Annotated in this window: 22 protein-coding genes; 15 read left to right on the top strand and 7 right to left on the bottom strand. The window is 68.3% G+C overall.

Annotated features, from left to right (window positions below; genetic code table 11):
* Nucleotides 1–210: 210 nt before the first annotated feature.
* Nucleotides 211–1,401 carry an ROK family transcriptional regulator gene (locus AC07WJ_RS06055; RefSeq protein ID WP_494933606.1) on the bottom strand — a complete coding sequence of 397 codons (1,191 nt, stop codon included), beginning with the start codon at nucleotides 1,399–1,401 and terminating at the stop codon, nucleotides 211–213.
* A gap of 120 nt (nucleotides 1,402–1,521) precedes the next feature.
* Between AC07WJ_RS06055 and AC07WJ_RS06050 the strand changes: the two genes are divergently transcribed.
* Genes AC07WJ_RS06050 through AC07WJ_RS06040 form a run of 3 tightly spaced genes read left to right on the top strand, consistent with a single transcriptional unit; the run spans nucleotide 1,522 to nucleotide 4,544 of the window.
* Nucleotides 1,522–2,268, top strand: coding sequence for a glucosamine-6-phosphate deaminase (locus tag AC07WJ_RS06050; protein ID WP_494933605.1), 747 nt, complete (start codon nucleotides 1,522–1,524; stop codon nucleotides 2,266–2,268).
* A gap of 27 nt (nucleotides 2,269–2,295) precedes the next feature.
* Nucleotides 2,296–3,351 (top strand): N-acetylglucosamine-6-phosphate deacetylase, encoded by a 1,056-nt coding sequence (locus AC07WJ_RS06045; RefSeq protein ID WP_494933604.1) that lies wholly within the window; start codon nucleotides 2,296–2,298, stop codon nucleotides 3,349–3,351.
* On the top strand, nucleotides 3,348–4,544 hold the full coding sequence (locus AC07WJ_RS06040) for an ABC transporter substrate-binding protein (RefSeq protein ID WP_494933603.1): 1,197 nt from the start codon (nucleotides 3,348–3,350) through the stop codon (nucleotides 4,542–4,544). Before AC07WJ_RS06045 ends, AC07WJ_RS06040 begins: the two co-directional genes overlap by 4 nt.
* 61 nt (nucleotides 4,545–4,605) lie before the next feature.
* Here AC07WJ_RS06040 and AC07WJ_RS06035 read toward each other — a convergent pair whose 3' ends face one another.
* Nucleotides 4,606–5,568, bottom strand: coding sequence for a LysR family transcriptional regulator (locus tag AC07WJ_RS06035; protein ID WP_494933602.1), 963 nt, complete (start codon nucleotides 5,566–5,568; stop codon nucleotides 4,606–4,608).
* 179 nt (nucleotides 5,569–5,747) lie between these two features.
* On the opposite strand from AC07WJ_RS06035, the gene AC07WJ_RS06030 reads away from it, so the two are divergent.
* The 7 genes from AC07WJ_RS06030 (at nucleotide 5,748) to AC07WJ_RS06000 (ending at nucleotide 10,858) form a co-directional block, all read left to right on the top strand.
* Nucleotides 5,748–6,716, top strand: a complete 969-nt coding sequence (locus AC07WJ_RS06030; RefSeq protein WP_494933601.1) for a Bug family tripartite tricarboxylate transporter substrate binding protein — start codon at nucleotides 5,748–5,750, stop codon at nucleotides 6,714–6,716.
* Nucleotides 6,713–7,534 carry an alpha/beta fold hydrolase gene (locus AC07WJ_RS06025; protein ID WP_494933600.1) on the top strand — a complete coding sequence of 274 codons (822 nt, stop codon included), beginning with the start codon at nucleotides 6,713–6,715 and terminating at the stop codon, nucleotides 7,532–7,534. The genes AC07WJ_RS06030 and AC07WJ_RS06025 overlap by 4 nt, the downstream gene beginning before the upstream one ends.
* Before the next feature lie 8 nt (nucleotides 7,535–7,542).
* Nucleotides 7,543–8,148: a hypothetical protein gene (locus tag AC07WJ_RS06020; RefSeq protein WP_494933599.1), complete on the top strand. Its 606-nt coding sequence runs from the start codon at nucleotides 7,543–7,545 to the stop codon at nucleotides 8,146–8,148.
* Nucleotides 8,148–8,300: a hypothetical protein gene (locus AC07WJ_RS06015; RefSeq protein ID WP_494933598.1), complete on the top strand. Its 153-nt coding sequence runs from the start codon at nucleotides 8,148–8,150 to the stop codon at nucleotides 8,298–8,300. The genes AC07WJ_RS06020 and AC07WJ_RS06015 overlap by 1 nt, the downstream gene beginning before the upstream one ends.
* Entirely contained in the window at nucleotides 8,300–8,848 is a 549-nt protein-coding gene (locus tag AC07WJ_RS06010) for a carboxymuconolactone decarboxylase family protein (protein ID WP_494933597.1), read from the top strand. Before AC07WJ_RS06015 ends, AC07WJ_RS06010 begins: the two co-directional genes overlap by 1 nt.
* Nucleotides 8,845–9,645, top strand: coding sequence for an SDR family NAD(P)-dependent oxidoreductase (locus AC07WJ_RS06005; RefSeq protein ID WP_494933596.1), 801 nt, complete (start codon nucleotides 8,845–8,847; stop codon nucleotides 9,643–9,645). The genes AC07WJ_RS06010 and AC07WJ_RS06005 overlap by 4 nt, the downstream gene beginning before the upstream one ends.
* Before the next feature lie 319 nt (nucleotides 9,646–9,964).
* Nucleotides 9,965–10,858 carry an amidohydrolase family protein gene (locus AC07WJ_RS06000; protein ID WP_494933595.1) on the top strand — a complete coding sequence of 298 codons (894 nt, stop codon included), beginning with the start codon at nucleotides 9,965–9,967 and terminating at the stop codon, nucleotides 10,856–10,858.
* A gap of 6 nt (nucleotides 10,859–10,864) precedes the next feature.
* Here the strand turns inward: AC07WJ_RS06000 and AC07WJ_RS05995 are convergent, their stop codons facing one another.
* From AC07WJ_RS05995 to AC07WJ_RS05975, 5 genes are all read right to left on the bottom strand, one after another.
* The gene (locus AC07WJ_RS05995; RefSeq protein WP_494933594.1) at nucleotides 10,865–11,926 is read right to left on the bottom strand and encodes an ABC transporter ATP-binding protein; all 1,062 of its coding nucleotides are present in this window, start codon (nucleotides 11,924–11,926) and stop codon (nucleotides 10,865–10,867) included.
* Complete coding sequence (locus tag AC07WJ_RS05990) at nucleotides 11,923–14,127, bottom strand: ABC transporter permease (RefSeq protein WP_494933593.1); 2,205 nt, start codon at nucleotides 14,125–14,127, stop codon at nucleotides 11,923–11,925. Before AC07WJ_RS05990 ends, AC07WJ_RS05995 begins: the two co-directional genes overlap by 4 nt.
* Before the next feature lie 11 nt (nucleotides 14,128–14,138).
* Nucleotides 14,139–15,164 (bottom strand): ABC transporter substrate-binding protein, encoded by a 1,026-nt coding sequence (locus tag AC07WJ_RS05985; RefSeq protein ID WP_494933592.1) that lies wholly within the window; start codon nucleotides 15,162–15,164, stop codon nucleotides 14,139–14,141.
* A 33-nt stretch (nucleotides 15,165–15,197) separates the two neighbouring features.
* A complete protein-coding gene (locus AC07WJ_RS05980; RefSeq protein WP_494933591.1) occupies nucleotides 15,198–16,229 on the bottom strand; it encodes an ABC transporter substrate-binding protein in 1,032 nt (343 codons plus the stop codon).
* A gap of 354 nt (nucleotides 16,230–16,583) precedes the next feature.
* On the bottom strand, nucleotides 16,584–16,994 hold the full coding sequence (locus AC07WJ_RS05975; RefSeq protein WP_494933590.1) for a hypothetical protein: 411 nt from the start codon (nucleotides 16,992–16,994) through the stop codon (nucleotides 16,584–16,586).
* Nucleotides 16,995–18,350: 1,356 nt separating this feature from the next.
* Between AC07WJ_RS05975 and AC07WJ_RS05970 the strand changes: the two genes are divergently transcribed.
* The 5 genes from AC07WJ_RS05970 (at nucleotide 18,351) to AC07WJ_RS05950 (ending at nucleotide 22,729) form a co-directional block, all read left to right on the top strand.
* Nucleotides 18,351–19,013, top strand: a complete 663-nt coding sequence (locus AC07WJ_RS05970; RefSeq protein ID WP_494933589.1) for a transposase — start codon at nucleotides 18,351–18,353, stop codon at nucleotides 19,011–19,013.
* Between the two features lie 146 nt (nucleotides 19,014–19,159).
* Complete coding sequence (locus tag AC07WJ_RS05965; RefSeq protein WP_494933588.1) at nucleotides 19,160–19,786, top strand: hypothetical protein; 627 nt, start codon at nucleotides 19,160–19,162, stop codon at nucleotides 19,784–19,786.
* Between the two features lie 117 nt (nucleotides 19,787–19,903).
* Nucleotides 19,904–20,266, top strand: coding sequence for a hypothetical protein (locus AC07WJ_RS05960; RefSeq protein ID WP_494933587.1), 363 nt, complete (start codon nucleotides 19,904–19,906; stop codon nucleotides 20,264–20,266).
* A 243-nt stretch (nucleotides 20,267–20,509) separates the two neighbouring features.
* On the top strand, nucleotides 20,510–20,815 hold the full coding sequence (locus AC07WJ_RS05955) for a hypothetical protein (protein ID WP_494933586.1): 306 nt from the start codon (nucleotides 20,510–20,512) through the stop codon (nucleotides 20,813–20,815).
* A gap of 141 nt (nucleotides 20,816–20,956) precedes the next feature.
* Nucleotides 20,957–22,729, top strand: a complete 1,773-nt coding sequence (locus AC07WJ_RS05950) for a caspase family protein (RefSeq protein WP_494933585.1) — start codon at nucleotides 20,957–20,959, stop codon at nucleotides 22,727–22,729.
* Nucleotides 22,730–22,734 lie beyond the last annotated feature (5 nt).

Raw genomic sequence — 22,734 nt, 5'->3', positions numbered from 1 at the left:
GGTGACGTCTCGTCGAGCGCCTTGCCCCCTCTCCCGACCACTCGCTACGCTCGCAGTCGACCTCTCCCCGCCGGGGAGAGGTAAAGAGTGTTGGTTCCGGCGCGCGCCTTCAAGGCAAGGCGGAGACCGCGTAAGGCGCTGACAAGACGTAGATTTTTGAGATGTGTGCGAACGCTAGCTCCCTATGGGAGAGGGTCAGTTGTCCCCGCCTCACGCCCGCCGGGCGCTCAAGGCCCGCTCCACCGCCCGGCTCAGCAGCGGCTGGGCCGCGCCATAGATCTCGTAGTTCTGGCTCGACCGGTCATTGACCAGTTGCGGCGTGGCGAGGCCCTCCATCGACCCCTCGGCCCGGAACAGCGCATCGAAATGCGCCCAGAGCCGGGCATTGGCGGCCAGCGGGCCGGTGACGGTGATACGGGCGGGAAACAGCAGGCGGCAGACATTGGCGAGCGCGCGCGCCAGCAGCCGCGCCGCCATGTCGATCTCGGCGAGGCTCATCAGGTCGCAGTCCGGCAATTGCGCCTGCAGCGTCGCCTCGTCCTCGCTGAGCGCGGGCCATTCCTGCCTCAGCCGCGGCATCAGCGACCAGAGTGCGGCACCGGTTTCGAGACAGGCCGTATTGCCGCAGCCGCAGGTGCGGCCGGCCAGGCGCGAGAAGCGCCAGTGACCGATCTCGCCGAAGGAGCCGCCGGCGGGCGCGAAGGACTGTCCGTCGACGGCATAGGCGAGGCCCACCCCCCAGCCCCAATGCAGCAGCAGCGAGCCGCCGGAATGGCCCGCCGGATCCTGCATCGCGCGGGCCCTGAGCTCGGCATCGAGATTGCGGCAGACCGCCACCGGCGGCGTGATCGGCTCCAGCACGGCCTGGACATCGAGGCCGCGCATGCGCGGCCAGCGCGACGACATCAGCCATTGCCGCTGCCTGAGGTCGAGCAGGCCGGAGAGCGACACCGCCGTGCCGGCATGTTCCATGCCGCGCGGCATGGCGGCCGCGAGCTCGCCGGCAAGCCCGGCCATGGCGCGCGCCATGACCGGATTATCCGCATCGGGCGCGACCTCCGCCAGCCGCTGCTCGATCACCTGGCCGTTGAGGTCGACCAGCACGCCGGCAAGCGAACGGCTGGCGACGTGAATGACGGAAGCGCCGACGCGCCGGGAATTGGCCATCAGCAGCCCCGCCGGCCGGCCGCGACCGGCCCGTTCTCCCGAACTCTCCAGCAGCAGGCGGCGCGCCACGAGATCACCGACCACCCGCGACGTCGTGGTCGAGCGGAGCCCCAGCTGCTCGCCGATCTCGGCACGGGAATGCGCGGCCCCGCGCGCCACCAGCGCGAAGGCCCTGGCGCAGTCGCGTTCATGGGCGCCGGCGAAGGGCATGTCGGCGATCTCAGCTATGACCACGTCTCGATTTCCTAATTTAGAACTGTGTTGTTCAAAATAGATATTGCCTTTTGTCGGGACGCTCATAAACTTCGAGACACATAAATGAAACAATTTATGTGCTTGAGGTTCAAAATTAACATGTTCGATATTCGTATCACCGAAGACAAATCGGCCATGGGTGCCGCTGCGGCCGAACTGGCGGTCGGCGCTATCCGCGCGGCCTTGGCCGAGCACGGCCAGGCAACCATCGTCGTGGCGACCGGCGCCAGTCAGTTCGACACGCTGAAACATCTGGTCGCCGCCGAAGGCATCGATTGGTCGAAGGTGACCGCCTTTCATCTCGACGAATATGTCGGCCTGCCCGTCACCCATCCCGCGAGCTTTCGCAAATATCTGGACGAGCGCTTCGTCCAGCCGCTGGCCGGCGCGGTCGAGTTCGTCGCCGTCAATGGCGACGCCGCCGACCCGCAGGCCGAAGCCCGCCGCCTGAACGGCCTGATCGGCGACCGCCGGATCGATCTCTGCCTCGCCGGCATCGGCGAGAACTGCCACCTCGCCTTCAACGATCCGCCGGCCGATTTCGACACCGAGGCGCCGTTCATCGTGGTGACCCTGGACGAGGCCTGCCGCCGCCAGCAGCTGGGCGAGGGCTGGTTCCCGAGCCTCGACGCCGTGCCGGCGCGCGCCATTTCGATGAGCGTCCGGCAGATCATGAAGAGCCGGCTGATCGTCCTGTCGGTGCCCGACCAGCGCAAGGCCGAGGCCGTGCGCGACGCCGTCGAAGGCCCGGTCAGCCCGGCGCATCCCGCCTCGATCCTGCAGCAGCATCCCCGCACCGTGCTGCTGCTCGACCCGGCCGCCGCCTCGCTCCTGCAGCGCCGCTGACCCCGGCCGGACGGAGAGCACCAGACCATGTTGTCCCCGGGCCTCATCGATCTCCAGGTCAACGGTTTCGCCGGCATCGACTTCAATTCCGGCACGATCACCGCGGCCGAGCTGGATCATGCCCTGGAGGCCATGCTGCGCACCGGCGTGACGACCTGCCTGCCGACCATCATCACCGCCTATCCCGGTGAGCTGGAAAGCCGGTTCAAGGCGCTCGACGCGGCGATCGGCGGCAGCCGGCTCGGGCCCCTGATGTGCCCGGGCTATCACCTGGAAGGGCCTTTTCTCAGCCCGGTCGACGGCTTTTCGGGCTGTCATCCGCCCCGCGCCATGACCGCAGCGAACCCGGCTCTGGTCGACCGGCTGCAGGCCATGGTCACAAGACCGATCCTGATGGTCACGGTGGCGCCGGAGATCGACGGCGCGCTCGACCTGATCAGGGCGCTGAGCCACTCCGGCCGGATCGTCGCGCTCGGCCACACCGCCGCCGATTTCGAGCAGATTCAGGCAGCAGCCGCCGCCGGCGCGACGCTGTCGACCCATCTCGGCAACGGCATGCCGCAGACCACCCACAAGCTGGCCAACCCGATCTTCGCACAGCTCGCCGAGGACCGGCTGACCGCGAGCTTCATCGCCGACGGCATCCACATTCACCCCAAGGCGCTGAAAGTGCTGATGCGCGCCAAGGGATCGGCGCGCTCGATCCTGGTCACCGATGCGGTGGCCGCCGCCGCGAGCGGGCCCGGGCGCTATCGCTTCGCCGGCACCGATATCGACCGCTCCGCCGATGGCATGGTCCGGCTCGCCGACAGCAAGTTGCTCGCCGGCTCTTCGCTCTGCCTCGACCAGGCGCTGCGCAATGTCGTGGCCTGGGGCCTGGCGACGCCGGCCGAGGCGATCGCCATGGCCGCCGAGCGGCCGCTCGCGGCGATCGCTCCGGCGCTCGACGCCCATGGCCTCGGGCTCCCGGCGAGCGAGGTCACCTGGTCGGGTGATCTCTTCGTGCAGCGCCTGCGCCTCGGCGGCATCGAACGCGACTATGCGACATCCGAACATGACAACAAGAGGGGAGACTTGAAATGACGTCACGGATTGGCAATCTCGACCGGCGAACCGTGCTGGGCGGCCTGACCGCCACGGTCGCCATGGGCGGATCCGGCGCCCGCGCCGCGGTGCCGGCCATGCCGCGTTCGCCTGTGGTGATCAGCGTCATCGATGTCGGCGGCGCGCTCGCGCTGATGCAGAAGGCCTTCGAGAACTATGCCGCGGCCAACCCCAACCTGGTCTCGCGCATCGTCTTCGTGAAGGCGCCGGCGCCCGAACTCGCCAGCAAGATCAAAGCCCAGCAGAATGCCGGCCGCTCGGATCTCGACCTGATCCTCACCGGCAGCGACGGCCTGGCCGCGGGCCTCGAACAGAACCTCTGGCTGAAGCTCCTGCCCGACTTCGCCGAGAAATTCCCGAAGCTCGAGGAAAACTACGAGCCGGCGGCGCTCGCCCTGCACAAGGCGCAGGGCGACGGCTTCGGCGTCGTGGTCAATTATTACCCCTCCGGCCCGCTGATCGAATATGCCCCCGAGCGGGTGAAGACGGTTCCGACCACCGCCGAGGAACTGCTGGCCTGGGCCAAGGCCAATCCGGGCAAGTTCATGTATGCCCGCCCGGCCAATTCAGGCCCCGGCCGCACCTTCATGATGGGCCTGCCCTATATTCTCGGCGACAAGGATCCGCAGGATCCGATCGGCGGCTGGGACAAGACCTGGGCCTATCTCCAGGAGATCGGCCAATATGTCGATTATTACCCGGCCGGCACCGGCGTCACGATGAAGGAGTTCGGCGAAGGCTCGCGCGACATCATCATCACCACCACCGGCTGGGACATCAATCCGCGGGCCCTCGGCATCGTGCCGAAATCGGCGATGATCGGCACGCTGAAGGGGTTCCACTGGGTCTCCGACGCCTTCTTCATGTGCGTGCCCAAGGGCATTCCAAACGACCGCCTCGCCGTCGTGCTCGACCTCATGGCCCATGTGCTGAAACCCGAATCCCAGGCCTATGCCTATGACGAGGGTTATCTCTATCCGGGCCCGGCGGTGAGGAACGTGCCGGTCTCGATGGCGCCGCAGCGCAGCCAGGAGGTCATCGCGGAATTCGGCCGGCCCGAATATGCCGACCTGATCGCCAAGAACCCGATCGAGCTGCCGCTGAAGCCCGACAAGATGGTGGTGGCGTTCCGGCGCTGGGACGAGCTGGTCGGCTCCAAGCGCCCGCGCTGACGACCATCCGGCGATCGGCGACCGCGCCGATCGCCCCGGCCTATCGCCTTGGCCCCTCGCATCACCAGTCCGGCGGGGCCTCGGTTGAAGCCGGCATGACGCGGGCGCCGCGCCAGGTCTTCGCGGCGACCAGCTCCGCCAGGACCGATTTGAGCGTCGCCGAGAGGTCGCGCCCCAGCGGCGCGGTCCGGTCGGCGCTGCGCATGGCAATGGCGAGCGTCGCGACGATCGGCGGCCGGTCCAGCCGCCTTGCGGTCAGTTCGCCCCGCCTCACCGCCTCGTGGACCGACGCATAGGTCAGGATCGTATAGCCGAGGCCGGCGCCGACCAGCGCCTTGGTCAGCGCCACGCTGTCGACCTCCGAGCGGATGCGGAGCCGGATGCCGTGCTGCGCCGCCGCCTGCTCCAGCACCCGCCGGTTGTTGTGCGGCAGGCTCGGCATGACCAAAGGCAGGTCGGCCAGATCCTTGATCCGCACCTCCGGCGGCAACGGCGAGGCGTCCCGCTCCGGCGGCGGCCCGACCAGCACCATGCGCTCGCGCAGCACCGGCACGACATGCAAGCCCTCGACCGGCAGGGGATTGTAGACGACGCCGACATCGATCCGCTGTTCGCCGAGCCACTCGTGGATCAGCGAACTGATGCCCTCGCGCACATGCAGGGCGACATCCGGCCTGGCCTCGGCGAAACGGGCGACCACCGGCGGCACGATCAGCAGGCCGGCCGAGGGCGGTACGCCGAGCGAGATGCTGCCGCCCATCACGTCGGCGCCGTCATCGGCGTCGATCCGCAATTGCGCGACGAGATGGTCGATCTCCTCGGCCCGTTTCAGGACCACCGCGCCCGTCGCCGACAGGCGCACGCCGCGCCCGTGGCGCACCAGCAGCGGCTTGCCGAGCTCCTCCTCCAGTTCCTGCACGCGCCGGCTCAGGGCCGGCTGGGCGATACGCAATTCCTCGGCCGCCCGGCTGAAGCTGCCGGCCCGGGCAACGGCTGCGAAATAGCGCAGCTTTCGCAAATCCATTCCGTCACCTCGCCCAGCGAAGGAGCATAGCTTCCTCAAGATATGCCATTTTGGCATGGAATGTCATCGCAAGAAGGTTTTGGTCAAGGCCCGGCTCCGACTGGCATGATCCGGCCGACATGGCCCAGCCGGGCTCGACAACGCCGGCGGGCCCGGATGCCGTCTGGGGAGACGTCGCGATGCTGAAACGGCTGGGTCTTTTGCTCGCGTTGCTCCTGTCCGGCTTGCCCTTGCCGGCGACGGCACAGGACTTCCCGACCCGGCCGATCAAACTCATCGTGCCGTTTCCGGCCGGCGGCCCGGCCGACATCATCGGCCGGCTGGTGGCGGAGAAGATGGGAGCAAGCCTCGGCCAGCCCGTGGTGATCGAGAACCGTGGCGGCGCCGGCGGCGCGACCGGCACGCTCGCGGTGGCCAAGTCCGAACCCGACGGCTATACGATCGGCATCAGCACAGCCGGCGCGCTGGCGATCAGCCCGAGCCTGCAGGAGGGCCTGGGCTACGACCCGGTCAAGGACCTGGAGCCGCTGACGCTGGCCGCCCGCGTGCCGGAACTGCTGGTGGTCGCCAAGAACCTGCCCGCCGCCAACCTGGCCGAACTCGTGGCCCTGGCCCGCGCCCGCCCGGGAGTTCTCAATTTCGCCTCGTCGGGACCGGGCAGCATGCCGCATCTGGCCGGCGAACTGCTCAAGCGCCACGCCGCGATCGACATCGTTCACACCCCTTACCGGGGCGCCGCACCCGCAGTGAACGACATTATCGGCGGCCATATCCAGATGATGTTCATGGATATCGCGGTGCTGCTGCCGCATGTCCAATCGGGCGCGGTCAGGGCCATCGCCATCGGCTCGCGCCAGCGCGCCGCCGCCCTGCCCGACCTGCCGACCACCGCCGAGCTCGGTTTTCCCGCGGTCGAGGCCGACAACTGGTACGCCATGATCGGACCACGCAACATGCCGGCGCCGGTTCTGGCCAAGCTGCGCGCCGCCATGGTCGCGGGATTGCGGGCGCCCGACGTCCAGGCCAAGCTCGCCGAGCAGGGCGCCATCGCGGTCGGCAATTCGCCGGAGGAATTCGCCGCCTATCTGAAGAGCGAGATCGACAAATGGGCGGCGGTCGTCGCGGCTTCGGGCGCGCGCACCCGATGATGGCGACTTGCGAAACGCCGGCGACGAGCGGGCTTCGTCACGAGATCTCCGGTGCCGGCGATCAGACCATCGTGCTGATCCACGAGCTCGGCGGCTCGCTGGAGAGCTGGGATGGGGTGGTGCCGCGGCTCGGCCCCCACGCGACGGTTCTGCGCTACGATCAGCGCGGCGCCGGACGATCAGACCGGCCGAAGTCACCCGTCTCGCTCGACCGGCACGTCGCCGATCTCGGAGACCTCGTCCGTGGGCTCGACCTGCCCCGTCCTCTCCATCTGGTGGCCGGCGCCGCCGGCGCGCTGATCGCGCTCGGCTTTGCCGGCAGGCACCCGCGCGACGTCGCCGGCCTGGTGCTCTGCGCGCCCGCCATCGGCGCCGATGCCCGTCGCCGCGCCTATCTTCTGGAGCGGGCCGAAGCCTGCCTCGCCGGCGGCATGGAGGCGATCGCCGACGCGGCGCTCGCGCGCTCCTACCCGGTCGCGCTGCGCGGCGACGGTGAGCGTTTCGCCGCCTATCGCGAGCGCTTCATCGGCAATGATCCGGCGTCCTATGCCGCGGCCAACCGGCTGCTGGCCGCGACCGATCTCGGTGAGGTCGTCGCCGGGTTGGACAGCCCTTGCCTGGTGCTGGCCGGAACTATGGATCCGCTGCGGCCGGTCGACGAACTGCGCGCGCTGGCCGCCCGGTTCCACCATGGCCACTTCGCCGCCGTGAATGGCGGCCACCTGATGGCCGTCCAGGCGCCCGACGCCGTGGCGGGTCATGTCGAGGCTTTCGTCGCGGCGCAGGTGCAAGCCGCCCGTCCGGCCCGCGGCGCGTGAGGCGCGACATGTCCCCCGACAAGGCCCTGCTGCTCGTCATGATGGAACCTCCGGCGACGCTCGAGGAGGAGTTCAACGACTGGTACGACATGGAACACTTCCCGCAACGCTGCGCCCTGCCGGGTTTCGAAACGGGTCAGCGCTTCGTCTGCCTCGATGGCTGGCCGCGCTGGCTGGCGCTCTACGACCTCGCTTCGGAAGCGGCACTCGAAACGCCCGACTATCGCGCCGTCTCCGGCGACAACGCCACACCCTGGAGCCGCCGCATCCTGCCGCGCATGCGCGGCCGGCAACGGATCGTCGCCCGCCAGGTCTTACCCGGCAATGCCGCGCTCGCCGCGTCGCCCATCGCCCGGTTGGCCCTGGCGAAATATCCCGGCATCGGCAGGGCCGACGAACCAGCCGCGATCTCGGCACTTGGCAGACGCCTGGAGGCTCTTGCCGGCGCGCAGATCCGCGCCTTTCGCCCCGCGGCCGATGACGGCGACGACCTGTGGCTGGTGTCGGCCTTTGATCGTCCGCTCGGCGCCGCCGAACTCCGCCACGCGATCGGCCACGTCGATGGCCGGGGCGCCGAGATTTTCAATATCTACGCACCCTACCGGCGCGGCTGATGGAAATGGGTGCCGGGAGGAAGACGGTGATGCGACATCGGATCATCATGACGATCGCATCGGCCCTGCTGGTCGCCCCGGTTCAAGCACAGGTCGCCCCGCGCGCCGAGGCAATCGGCACGCAGGTGCGAGAGGTGATGGAGGACATGTGATGCGATTGACGACCCCGGCTCCCGAGGCCATGACATCAGAGCAAAGAGCGGTCCATGACGAGGCGGTCGCCGGCAAGCGCGGCCGCATGCCGGCGCCGATGCGGGCCTGGATCGAGAGCCCGGAACTGGCGCGCCATGGCCAGCGGCTCGGCGCTTTCCTGCGCTACGATACGACGCTGCCGCCGCGGCTCTCGGAACTGGCGATCCTGGTCACCGCGCGCCACTGGACCTCGCAGTACGAATGGTACGCCCACAGGACCGAGGCGCTGAAGGCCGGGCTCGAATCCGAGATCGTCGCCGCCATCGCCGAACGGCGCCCGCCGCCGTTCAAGGACGAAGCCGCGCGCATCGTCTATGATTACGGCCGGGCCTTGCACGAGACGACCGTCGTGCCCGAAGGCTTGCATGCCGAAGCGGTGCGCGTTCTCGGCCAGCGCGGCGTGGTCGAACTGGTCGGCGTGCTCGGCTATTACACGCTCGTCGCCATGACGCTGAACGCCTTCGAGATCGGCCTGCCCGCGGGCGAGAACCCGGAGCTCCGGCGATGAGCGGGCGGCTGCAGGGCAAGGTCGCCATCGTCACCGGCGCCGGCTGTGTCGGCCCGGGCTGGGGCAATGGCCGGGCGACCGCGGTGGCCTTCGTCGAACAGGGCGCCAATGTCTTCGCCGTCGATCGCGACCGCATGGCGCTGGACGAGACCATCGCGCGCGCCGGCGATCTCGCCGACCGGATCACGCCCCATGGCTGCGACGCAACCAAGGCCCGCGATGTCGCGGCCATGGTCGCCGCCTGCCTCGCCCGCTTCGGCCGCATCGACATCCTGGTCAACAATATCGGCGGCTCGGCCGCCGGCGGCCCGGTCGAGCTCAGCGAAGCCGCCTGGGACGCGCAGATCGACCTCAACCTGAAGAGCGTCTTCCTCACCTGCAAGCACGTGCTGCCGGTCATGGTCGCCCAGCACGGCGGCGCCATCGTCAATACCGCCTCGACCTCCGGCCTGCGCTGGACCGGCGCTGCCCAGGTCGCCTATGCCGCGGCCAAGGCCGGCGTGATCCAGTTCTCACGGGTGCTCGCCGTGCAATATGCCGAACACGGCATCCGGGTGAACACCGTGGTGCCCGGCCAGCTGCACACCCCGATGGTCGAGGCACGCCTTGCCGGCCAGCGCGCCGGCGGCAATGTCGAGGCCTTGCTCAAGCAGCGCGTCGCCCGCATCCCGCTCGGCTTCATGGGCGACGGCCGCGACACGGCGAATGCGACGCTGTTCCTGGCCTCCGACGAGGCCCGCTTCATCACCGGAACCGAAATCGTCGTCGACGGCGGCATGACCGCCCGTTGCGACTAGAGGGAAATGCTCCCCGATGGAAACATCCGTCTCTGGCACATCGGTCGGCCGTCCTTCGAGGCTCGCTGCGCTCGCGCCTCCACGCAAAAGCGGAGCTTTTGCGTCGGGATGAGGTGGGAGGCTGAGCTGCATGACCGTTGCTCATGAAGCGAGAGGCGATGCGCATGCGGCACCGCCTCGGATGCAGGTCTCAGCACCACCTCATCCTGAGGCGCGAGCGCTCTTGCGCGAGCCTCGAAGGACGGCCGACCGCACTGCAAGGCGGTTCGAATGTTTGGCACTAGGTCTATTTTGCTCCGAAAAATCCCGAGAACCTGCCATGACCGACACGGCCGCCGCGTCGCCCGAACCGACCATTCCGCCACCCTTGACCGCGCCGCGCCGGCCGCGCCTGCGGCTGCCGCCGGGAAGCTGCGATTCCCATTGCCATGTCTTCGGCCCGCATCACCGCTTTCCCTATGCGGCGGGGCGCAGCTTCACGCCCCATGACATGCCCGAGGCGCGGCTGCGGGGGCTGCACGATCATCTCGGCTTCGACCGCGCGGTGATCGTCCAGTCGGCCTGCCACGGCACCGATCATGCTGCCCTCGTCGATGCCCTTCGCACCGGCGCCGGCCGCTATCGCGGCGTCGCCCTGCTCGGCGCCACCGCGACCGCCGGGGAGGTTCTTGCCCTGCACGAGGCCGGCGTGCGCGGCGCGCGCTTCAACTTCCTGCCGCATCTCGGCGGCTATCCGCCGGAAAGCCTGATCCGCCATGTCGAGAGGCTGGTTGAGCCGCATGGCTGGCATTTCGCTATCCATGTCACCGGCGCCGACCTGATCGCCTGCGAGGCGCTGATCCGGTCGATCCGCGCGCCCGTGGTGATCGACCACATGGCGCGGTTCGATATCCGCGATGGCCTGGCGGGCCAGGCCTTCACCACGCTCCTGCGGCTGCTCGACGGCGGGCGGATCGCGCTGAAACTCAGCGGCATCGACCGCCTGTCCCGGCAGGGCCCGCCCTATGACGACGCCCTGCCCTTTGCGCGAGCGCTCGCGGCGCATGCCCCCGACCAGGTCGTCTGGGGCACCGACTGGCCCCATCCCAACCTGCACGGCCCGATGCCCGACGACGGCGAGCTGGTCGATCTCATCGCCGAGATCGCGCCGGACGAGGCGGCACGCCACAAACTTCTGGTCGCCAATCCGGCGCGGCTGTTCGACTTCGACTGACGATCGTCACGGCCTGACCGCGATCACGCCTTCGGGCGCCAGGCGGACGGTCACCTTGGCGCCGACATCGCGCGGCGCCTGATGGTCGTGGCAGGTGGCGAAGAGATCGCCGAGCGGCGTCGCCAGGTGATATTCCATATGCGAGCCCATATAGGTGGCGCGCGCAACGGTGGCGGCGAGCCCGGCCTGACCCGGCTCCCCGAGACTGATCGCCTCGGGCCTGATCACCACGTCGACCGGTCCCGGCGGCAGGCCGCGATGCGGCAAGGTCAGTCGGACATCGTCGAGGGCGACGATCGCCACATCGCCCGATATCGCCTCGATCCGGCCCTTCACCGCATTGGCCTCGCCCATGAAGGTCGCGACGAAGACATTGTCGGGCATGGCATAGAGCCCCGCCGGGCTGCCGGCCTGGGCGATCTCGGCATTGCGCATGACCACGATGGTGTCGGACACGGCGAGCGCCTCCGACTGGTCGTGGGTGACATAGACGACGGTCAGGCCGAGGCGCTGCTGCAGCGCCCGGATCTCCTCGCGCATCGAGCGGCGCAGGCGGGCATCGAGATTGGACAAAGGCTCGTCGAACAGCAGCACGTCGGGTTCGAGCACCAGGGCCCGGGCAACCGCCACCCGCTGCTGTTGCCCACCGGACATTTCCGACGGCAGGCGCCCGCCGAAACCTTTCAGGCCGACCGTCTCCAGCGTCAGCTCGGCGCGGGCATGGGCGTCGCGCTTGCCCATTCCCGACGAGATCAGCCCATAGGCGACATTGTCGCGCACGCTCATATGCGGAAACAGCGCATAGCTCTGGAACACCATCGAGACATTGCGCTCGCCGGCCGAGAGCAGCGTCACGTCCTTGCCGCCGATGAACAGCTTGCCTTCGGAGGACTGTTCGAGCCCGGCGATCATCCTGAGCAAGGTGGTCTTGCCGCAACCCGAAGGGCCGAGCAGCGTCACAAGCGTGCCCCCTTGAATGACCAGGTCGAGCGGCTTGACCGCGGTCACCTGGCCATATCGCTTGGCGATGCCCTGAAGGCGAACTTCGGCGCCCGTCTTGTTCGTCACGCCCGACCTCCGACAGCCACCGGCGCGGCGCCACGCCGTCCGAGCTTCCTGTTGCCGACAAGCAGTTGAATGATCCCGACCGCCGCCATCATCAGCACGATCAGCACGGCGCAATAGGCGATGGCGAGCCCATAGTCGCCATTGATCACCCGGTTGATGATGAACACGGTCGCCATTTCATATTCCGCCGAGACCAGGAAGATGACCGCCGAGACCGTCGTCATGGCGCGCACGAAGGCATAGACCAGCGCCGTGACGATGGCCGGCTTCATCAGCGGCAGCACGACGGTGCGCAGCGTCCGGAAGGTCGAAGCGCGCAATGTGACGGCGGCCTCGTCCAGCGACTTGTCCAGCTGGCTCATCGCGGCGACGCCCGAGCGCACGCCAACAGGCAGATTGCGGAAGACGAAGCAGGCGACCAGGATCGTCGCGGTGCCGGTGATCTCCAGCGGCGGCACGTTGAAGGTCAGGATATAGGCAACCCCGATCACCGTGCCGGGCACGGCGAAGGTCAGCATCAGCGCGAATTCCAGCGCCGTGCGGCCGGCGAAACGCTGCCGGCTCAGCACCCAGGCCGCCAGCAGGCCGATGCCGGCGGTGATCGGCGCCGCGATCGCGGCGAGCCCGATCGTGGTGCCGAGCGAATGCCAGGCACCGCCGGCGAGCAGGATGGTGCCGTCGCGCGCCCATTCGACCGCGAAGGCCCGGCGGAAATGGTCGAGGGTCAGTGTCCAGTCGCGGCCCCAGACCTTCACGAAGGCGCCGGCGAGCGCCATGCCATAGACCGTCAGCGTCAGCACGGCCCAGGGCACCGCGATGGCGAAGGCAGCGCGCCTGACCGGCGCCGGCAGCGGCGTCGGCAGGCCCGTGTCGCCCTTGCCGGTCATCGACACATAGGACCGTGTGCCGACGATGAACCGCTGCAGCATGAAGGCCATGAGCGCCATGACCAGCATGATGCTGGCGAGCACGGCGGCGCGGCCGAAATCCTGCTGGGCGCCGACGACAGCGAAGAAGATCTCCGTCGACAGCACCCCGAAGGAACCGCCGAGCACGATCGGATTGCCGAAATCGGCCAGGCTCTCGACGAAGACCACCAGCCAGGCATTGGCGAGGCCTGGCAGCATCAAGGGCAAGGTGACCGTATTGAAAGTGCGCATCGGGCTGGCGCGCAGCGTCTGCGAGGCCTCTTCCATGCTCGGCGAAATACCTTCGACCACGCCGATCAGCACCAGGAAGGCGGTCGGCGTGAAGGAAAAGACCTGGGCGAGCCAGACGCCGTTGAAACCATAGATCCAGCGGCCGAGCTGCAGCCCGCTCACGGCCTCGACCAGCTGGTTGAGCACACCCGACCGACCGAAGATCAGGATCAGGCCGAGGCCGATGACGAAAGGCGGCGTGATGATCGGCAGGACGGTCAGAAGGCGCATGGCCCGTCGTCCCGGAAAGCGCGAGCGTGTGACGATCAGCGCGAAGCAGAGGCCGAGAACCGTCGCCGCGCTGGCGGTCGCGACGGCCAGCGTCAGCGTGTTCCAGAACACCCCGCAATTGGCGCCGCGGGTGACGCAGCCGAGGCCCCAGATCTTGCCGTCGAAAAGCCGGTCGGCAAAGGACGCGGCGATGCCGAGCTCACCGCGCGGCACGAACATCTGCCCGAGAATATTGCCGACCGGCCAGGCGGTGAAGACCGCGATCGACAGGACCAGCAGACCGACCGTGCCGGCGATGAAACGGTCGCCGCGGAACAGGCCCTTCAGCGCCAGCCCGTCGGTGAACAGCACGAGGAAGCCGATGACCGCCAGCGTGCCGCCGAGGCCGATGCCGAATTGCCGGTCGCCGAGTTCGCCGAACAGGGCTTCGAGCCAAGGCCAGGACCAGCCCTGGATGCCGATGGCGAGGCCCTGCAGGCCGATGGCCACGAGACCGAGGCCTCCGCCGGCGAGCAGCAATACCGCACGCCGGTCCCGGGACAACGCGGGCCAGCAACCGGGCAAGGCGAGGATCAGCGCCGCCACGACCGGCCAGAACCAGAAGCGCCGATGCGCCAGCGCCTGCCACAGGGCGGAGGCCGCTTCCGGATCGGACTGACCAAGCCCGAGGATACCGGAAAGCTCCAGCCCGGATTGCTGCATGTGCCAGGGCAACACGAGCGTGCCGAGCGCGGCGATCAGCCAGACCGGCAGCGAAGTCCGCGCGAACATCGGCCCGGCCCTCACCGCGGCAGAGAGCCGATCTCGCGGTCCCAGCGGTCGATCAGCCGCCGCCGCATCTGGCTCGCGCCATAGGTCGCGATGTCATAATCGATGAGCTTGATCTTGCTCATGTCGGGCACGCGCGGATCCGGAGTGGCGCCGCGATGAGCCGGCACATGCCACTGATTGGCCTTGGGCGCGATGTCCATGGCGGCCGGCGTCAGGTACCAGTCGTAGAAGCGCCGGGCGGCCGCGACATTGCGCGCGCCGCGGATGATCGAGAGACAGGCGACCTCGTAGCTGGTGCCTTCGGCCGGATAGGTGACGGCGACCGGGAAGCCTGCCTGGATCACCGATTGCGCCTCCATGTTGAAGGTGACCGCAAGCCCGGTCTCGCCGCGCGCCACCGCCTGGATCGGAGCTGCGCCCGAGCGGGTATAGGCGTTCACGTTGGCATGCAGCCGGCGCAGGTAGTCGAAGGCGCGATCCTCGTCCCAGAGCTGAACCAGGCCGGCGATGATGGTATAGGCGGTGCCCGACGAATTCGGATTGGGCAGCTGGATCTCGCCGCGATAGTCCGGCTTCAAGAGGTCGGCCCAGCTCTGCGCCACCGGCAGGTTCTTACGTGCCTGCAGCTCGGTATTGGCGGCGATCCCGATGGCGCCCGAGGACACCCCGACGCAGCGCCCGTTGGACTGCGCGTGGACGCGCTGCGCCCAGGGATGCAGCTCGGCCATGTTGGGCGAGGTATAGGCCTGCAGCAGGTTTTCTTCGGCCGCCGCGAAATGCAGCTCGGCCGAGCCGCCGAACCAGACGTCGGTGCGCGGGTTCTGCGCTTCCGCCCGCACCTGCGCCAGGATCTCGCCGGTCGACTTGCGCGTCATGTTGACCCGGATGCCGGTCTCGCGCTGAAACGCCGTGGCGATCGCTTCGCACCAGTCGGCCTGCGGCGCACAGAGCATGTTCAACTGGCCCTGGGCCCGTGCGGGCATCGCCTGCCCGCAGACCAGCGCCAGCACGACACCGAGGATCGATCGAAACAGCATGGGACGGCCTCTGTCGGAGCAGCGAAACGGGGCTCAGCGCGGCAGGCTGCCGACTTCGCGATCCCAGCGTTCGATCAGCCGGCGCCGTTCGGCGGAGCGGCCATATCGGGCGAAATCGTAGTCGATCAGCTTGATCCGGGTCAGGTCGGGAGCATTGGGCGGCAGCGGCGTCGCCCGGTTCGACGGCGTCTGCAATTGCAGTCCGACGTCATAACCGAGGCGCTGGACATTGGCGGTCAGCGCCCAGTCGTAGAAGCGCCGGGCCTGGGTCAGATTGCGCGCGCCGCGCAGGATTGACATGGAGCCGATCTCGAAGCCGGTGCCTTCGCAGGGCGTGGCATAGCCGACGGGAAAACCGGCATTGCGTTCGACCACCGCGTCATGGACGAAGGACAGCGACACGCCGGTCTCGCCGCGCGCCACCGCCTTGATCGGGCCGGTGCCGGTGCGTGCATAGGCGTTCACGTTCGGATGCAGCTGGCGCAAATAGGCGAAGGCCTGATCCTCGCCCATCAATTGCACCAGCGTGGCGATGATCACATAGGAGGTGCCGGAGGAGTTCGGATTGGCCAGTTGCACCTCGCCCTTGAAGCGCGGATCGAGCAGATCGGCCCAGCAGCGCGGGCTGGCGATGGTCTTGCGCCCGAGCAGCTCGGTGTTGAAGCCGAAGCCGATGGCTCCGGCATAAACCCCGACGGCGCGCCGATTGGACTGGCGCCACTGGGTCAGCGCCCAGGGCTGGAGCTGGGAATTGTTCGGGCTCTCGTAGTCCTGCGTCAGGTTTTCTTCGGCCGCGGCCAGGTGCGGGTCGCCGGTGCCGCCGAACCAGACGTCGGCGCGCGGGTTCTGCGCCTCCGCGCGGATGGCGGCGAGGTTCTCGCCCGAGCCGCGCTGGGTCATGCTGACCCGGATGCCGGTGTCGCGCTGGAAATTCGTCGCGATGGCCTGGCACCACTCGACCTGGACCGAGCAATAGAGGTTGAGCGCCCCTTGCGCGCGTGCCGGCGTCGCGAGCGCCGCGGCCAGCACGACGGTCGCGCAGGCAACCCATTTCATTCTCGTCATAGCGTCGCCTCCGCGGCCCTTTTTGATCGGGCCTTGACGCTAGGATTAGAATGGCACGGCGGCCTTGTCACGAAAATGTCACGCCAACGTCACAGGCGTGCGGCCGTCGACACCGGGGCGCCCCAACCGGTCGATTTGCCGCCGGCCAGCCAATCTTGCCGCAGGTTTCGCTCGTGCCGGCCGGCGGCTGCAGGAGAAGTCGCCGCCCCCGTCACACCGTCGAGCGGCGCGGCAGAGGCGGCGCCCGACGCGGCCGGCGACGGTGGAGTTGGCGGAGATGTCGTCGGTCGTGCGGGAGGCGAGCGCGTGAAGACGCCCATGCGGCAGGGCCAAGGGATGATCGCGAACCGCCCCTCAGTCGTCGTCACCTGCAGGCTTTGAATGGGTCTGGCTGAACTGGACGTTCGAGCCCATCGCAATGGACTGCGCGGCGTTTGGCACCGGCAAGCTGTTCGCCGCGCTGGGCTCGGCCGCGGAACGCGCGCCGCTCTCGCCAATGACCTCGCCGCCGGTTGCCGCGGCAAGGGTCAGGCCGCCCTCGCCATCGGTATGGATTGCGCCGGGCGCGACCGGGGTCGAACCGACCTGCGCCACAAAATCGGAACGGCTGTTGTCGTCGCAGACGGCGGCACCACCGGCCGGCCGGCCAAGGGACCGCTGACAATCCGCCTGCTCGAGCCTGCGCTCCCGGGCTTCGCGGTCCGTCCGCGCATGGCGCCGGGCCTGGCTCTCGGGCCGGCCTCGGGCGCGACCGTGAAGCGACATGTCGATCTCCTCGTCGAAGACGGAGACACCAGGTCCTCGGCGCCTGACCGCGTCTCTTCTGGGTCGCGGCACAAGAACTTCGGACCTGTGTGCCCCATTTCGACGTCTGGACATGGAGCGTTATGCAATGCCATCAGGAACAAGGTGATTTGCTGATCTGGTCCTTCGTGGCTACCCGGACATGGCGACCTCCCTGGTTTGACGGAACGGGCAAATCTCCGCCGTCGCCGCGGCCGGATGTCATCCGCCGCGACATCACGACAAACAGATACAAGGCGTCGGAGAACGCATTGCCCGCCAAGTCTGCGTCCACGGATCAAGTCTTCGTCCGCGGATCAGGTCTTCGTTCTCAGATCAAGTCCTGGCTCGCCAACTCCTTACGCTCGAGCCTGACGTCTTGATCTGAGCGCCGAATGCGAACGCCGTGACCGCCGCAGGTTCCAGGGCACCTCGGGCGCCGGAACCGCGACTGACATCCGATCTGGTGTGGAAGGACTGGAAGACGTCCGGGGCGGAGAGCCACCGGTCGTGCTGGGATCGCCGCTACCCGACAGCCCCGATGAACCGAGCCCAGGACATGACACTCTCCCTGTCTCGACGCACCCTGGCTCGACGCCTTGAGCTTCTGCCGAAGCACGCCGGCAGCCGCGTCCAAACCAGCGCGACATTTCGAACCAAACGCCGCAAAAAATGCTCGCCTGCCAAGGGACCGGATGATGGGTGGCGGCGGGCAATTCCGTCAAGTTCTATAATCGCCACCAAGGGTCGAGCCAGTCATATCCGAACCACAACCCAGCTTGTGTAAATGCGTACTATAAGCGTCACCCCTCGGTAAAATTATGGACCTCGCGGTCATCATCATGTAATAGAACAACAATTGAGGCACCATGATACCTACCTTAATGAGCCTGGCGCCGCCGCGCTGAAACGCAGGCGGGGGAGCCCCACGAGAGATTCTTCGGCCAGACCAACCGAAGCACGAGGCCGAAAGAATCCAGCAAAGACGCGGCGAGCCGGGGGCACAGCTCGGCGCCACGAGGTCGTCGAAAGCGACAGCCGGGCACGAGGCTGGCCACGATCGACCTTGGAGCATGATCAGATCCGTCCGGCGCCAGGGGTCCGCTTTGGCGTCGCGAGATCTGTTTTGTCCGCGCACCTTTCTACAACTCCCAAAGCCGGTTGACCTGATCGCTTCGGCAATCGGGCCCTTGTCGGTTTCACCAGCCTCGGCGCGCTTGGCTGCCCGTCCGCGACCGGTGATGCCCCGCGCTGCGGCCTCGATGTGGTCGACGATGAGCACCTCTGGAGCACCGCGGTCATACCTGGATATCGTCTCCAATTGGGATGGGGATCGTAATGCCGATCAATCTCGAAGACATGCAAGATGAAGACGCGGCCTGCCGGTTCCTGGAAAACTGTCTCGGCGCGGAGAACCTGAATTGCCCGCATTGCGGCGAAACCAAGCGCATCGGACGGCTCGAGGGCAAATCGACGCGCAAATCCACCTTCAAATGTTACGCTTGCCGCAAGTCGTTCTCGCTGCGCGCCGGCACGATCTTCGAAGGCAGTCACATCCCGCTGCATATCTGGCTGCAAGCGCTCTATTTGACGGTCGCCTCGCGCGGCCGGCTCGGCGCCCACAATCTGGAACGCCTCCTGCACGTCTCCTTGATGTCGGCCTGGAGCCTGAAGCGCAAGATCGTCCACGCCGTCGGCTGGGACCTGATCTGCCCGGAACGCGACGCCAAGGACGGCACGGCCGGGCCGCCGATCCGCTGGCCCGCGGTTCCCGATGCCCCGGACGGCCAGCGCAAGCGCACGGTCGCGCAGCAGCGCATCGAGAACCTGCGCATCGCCTCCGAGATTTTCGACGACCCGGACCTCGCCGAGCGTTTCGAGAGCGCCATTGTCCGGCTGCTCGCCTTCAGCCCCCGCGACAGCGCGCGCCCGGACCTCGGGCCTTGCGGCAATCTGGAACCGCAAGGGCAGTTCGACCTGTTCATGCGGGCCGACAAATAGGCGGGGCCACGCATGGGCCGCCGCTCGACGGGCGAGGCGGTCGGACCTGGTCCTCGCAACCCGCGCCCGTGCTGCCCCGCCTTCCGGATATCGGCCGTCCGGTCCGTTCGGACCGACCCTCGGTCGATCCATCGCAGGTTTGGATGATGCCCCCGTCATCGCTCCCGCCACGCCCGGACTTCGCGGCCATCGAGGCGGCTGCCGCGACATCGGCCGAACGGCGCAGGACCATCATGGCGCTCATCGGCGATCTCAACTTCAGCTGGAGCAACGACGAGAGCCTGTTCATCTATGTCCTGAGATTGCTCCTGGCCACGGACGACATCTCCGCCGCCATCGTCTTCTCGACGCTCAACACCACCCGCGCCCGCCTCGACCTGGTGACCCGGCTGGCCAAGGTGCATGTCGGCGAAGCCCGGCTCCGGCGCGAGATCGGCCGGATTGTCGAGGCCTTTGCCCGCTTGACGCGCCTGCGCAACGAACTCACCCATTGCATTTTCGTGGTCGACGCGCATGGCGTGATCACCGATACCCAGACCATGAAGATCGAGGAATCGCGCGGGCGCATCCGCTTCGGCGTGCGTCATCCCTTCGATGAGGCGCGGATGCGGCAGCTCGCCCGGGCCATTGCCGAACTCAACGACCTCAATCGCGCGATCTGGGATCTCCTGCCGCGGCTGGAGGCCGGCGGCGACGGCTCCGCCGGCCAGCCCGCCCGGCCCGGACGCGGCATTCGGCCGGCCCCCGGAGCCGAACCGCGAGCCGGATCCTGACCTGCCACGGAAAGCAGTCCCAACCCGGTGCAAGCCGTAGCAATGCCACGCCCGGCGACCGCGGTCTAAGCATCTCCTCAACAGCGCCCGACGCTGTCCAGCCAAGAGGAGATCGTCATGTCGTTCAATCGTTTTCGCAACACCACCATCGCCGGTCTTGCTCTCGCCGCCGCCCTGGTGGCCGGCGCCGGCGCCGCCAGCGCCTGTGATCGTGGCGAAGAGGCCTGCTCGTTCCGCCTGGTCAACAATACCGGCGTCGAACTGCACTCGTTCTGGGCATCGCCGCCCAGCGTCTCCAACTGGGAGAACGACATTCTCGGCGACAACACGCTGGGCGCCGGCCGCAGCATCAACATCAACATGACCGATGGCCGGCCCGATTGCATCTACGACTTCAAGTTCAAGTTCGCCGACGGCGATATCGTCGAGAAGCGCCGCATCAACATCTGCCGGCTCGGCCGCTACACCCTGAACGAGTGACGCCGGCAAGCGCCGCGCCACGACCGGCGCCTGTCCCTCCCCCCGACCCAGCGACCCGCCGAGGCTGCCGCCCGGCGGGTCGCAGCCGTTCCGGCCGCCCCTTCCGGTCATGGGAACGCCACCGCGCGAAATCCCCTTCAACCCGCTGCAATCCCGCGCAATGCCGCAAGCCCGGCCATCCCGCTAAGCCCGTCCTCATCGACCCACGCTTTCGACGTGGCCAGGACCCAGCGAGATCGCGCCATGACCACCACCCAGCAACCGAAGGCAGGCATCATCGGCCGGATCGATCCGCGCCGCGCCTCGTTCCTGTTCGCCACGCTGGCCAGCCTGGCTCTCGTCACCGGCATCCTCACCTCGGCCCATGGCGAAGCCACGGCCATCCACCACGGCACCGCCAGCCACCCGGTCGTCGAAAGCCCCGACGATTACCGCCTGGCGACCGCCAGCCCGCGCGCGCAGCGCCTGCCGCGCAGCCCGCAGCGCTTCATCGGCACCGCCGAAGCCAAGCGGATGCCCGAGCGCTTCCAGACTTTGGCTCCGGTTTGACGAGGTCACGACAGGGCAGGACACGGCGTAACCGGCCGAGCATGGGACGCATCGAAGGCGGCCGAACCGGACAGGTCGTTGAATCGGCGGGGCGGGCGATCTATTCTTGATGCCCTTCGGTCAGTTGCGACCCCATGTGCCATGCCCCCTCGGTTCTTCGGTGACGACGATTCAGGTTGGACAGCCCCGGCCGCCCCCGCGTCGCCGCGGGTTGCGCTGGTCGTCGGCAATGGCGCCTATCGGACCAGCCGCCTGGAGAACCCCGCGCGTGATGCGCGGCTGGTCGCCTCGGCCCTGGATCAGCTGGGTTTCGATACCGAACTGGCGATCGACGCCGGCAAGACCATTCTCGAGACGGCGATCGTACGGCTCGGCGAACGCATGGAGAAGGCGGGCCCCGAAGCCGTCGGCTTCTTTTATTTCGCCGGCCACGGCATCCAGCACCAGGGTGCCAATTACCTGGTGCCGATCGATGCCCATATCCCCGACACGCGCTACCTGAAAAGCGGCGCCATCCTGGTCGACTATCTGGTCGAGGAACTGGCCCGGACCCGGTCACTGGCCAATGTCATCGTGCTCGACGCCTGCCGCGACAGCGCCGTGCGCGATACCGGCGGCGGCCTCACCCAGGGGCTGGCCTCGATCCAGAACCTGCCCGACGGCACGCTGGTGGTGTTTTCCACGGCCGCCGGACAGGTCGCCGACGACGGCTCCGGCGACAACAGCCCCTATGCCGGCGCGCTGGTGCGTCACCTGCTGCAACCCAACCGGCGGCTCGAAGAGATCTTTTTCTCCGTGTCGCGCGACGTCGCCCAGACGACCGGCAACAGCCAACGGCCGGCGCTGTTCGTCCAAGGGGCGATTGCCCCGCTCGTTCTCATGCCGGTCGCGGAGGCACCGCCGCCCGCCCCGCCTCCGGTCGCCGAAGTCGCGCCCCCGCCGCCCCAGCCCGCACCGCCGCAGGCGGCGCCGGCGGCCGTCGAGATGGCACCGACGCGCGGAGCCGTCGCAACACCGGTAGCCGAGCCGGGGCCGTCGCTGGCTGGTATCGGCACGATGGCGAGCCTCGCCACGGCCGCGACCCTTGTGCCGGCCCCGATCGCCCCGGAACCCGTCCCCCTGATCCCTGCCGCGCCGGCGCCTGCGCCGACTCTGCCGGCCCGCCTCGTCAGCCAGGTTCCCCAGCCCTTGAGTCCGATCGAAGCGGATCGGGGCGGGCGGCTTTCGGGGGCGCGCCCTGTCCTGATGGCCGGGGCGGCCTTGCTGGTGGCCGGCCTGGCCGTCGGCTACGCGCTCTGGCCCGCCAGGCTCTCCGTCGATGCCGGCAATCCCGAATCCTGGCCGGTCGCCGCCGACGAGGCGCTGATCTGGCGCGCGCAGCCGGGCCAGCCCTGCCGCGACGGCTGGACCCGGGTGCTCGACGGCCTCTACTGCCTCAAATCCGGCCAGCCCATTGGAGCGATCTGGGACAGCGGGCGCCTGACGGCACCGCTCGCCGGTGCCGTCGACCTGAAGGTCACGGCCAAGTCGGGCGAGCGCTGCCCCGCCACCGCCCTGTTCGAGGCCGAGGCCGCCTGCCTTGCCCCGGCCAGCCCGCCCTGGCTGACCGCCGCGCCCGGCACCACCGGCCTGACCATCACGGGCGCCGCGACCGGTACGGCAACGCTGGCGCCCAAGACCTCGGCCGACTGCGCCGCGTCGTCGGCGCAATTTCCGTTCGCCGGTTACTGCCTGGCCGGCGCCGGTAATCTCGGCCTGGTGACGCCGACGGCGCTCGGCCACGAGCGCCTGTCCAGTCCCGATACCGGCACCGGCCCGATTTCGCTGACCGCCTATCGGCGGCTGACCGCCTGCCCGGCCGAGACGACGGTGCTGGAAAACGCCGATTACTGCCTTGCCATGGCCTTATGGTGAAAGGC

The sequence above is a fragment of the Phreatobacter sp. GW821-FHT04C01 genome (genome assembly GCF_059420385.1).
The sequence above is the reverse complement of the archived record's forward strand: the minus strand, read 5'-3'. Positions and strand labels throughout refer to the sequence as shown.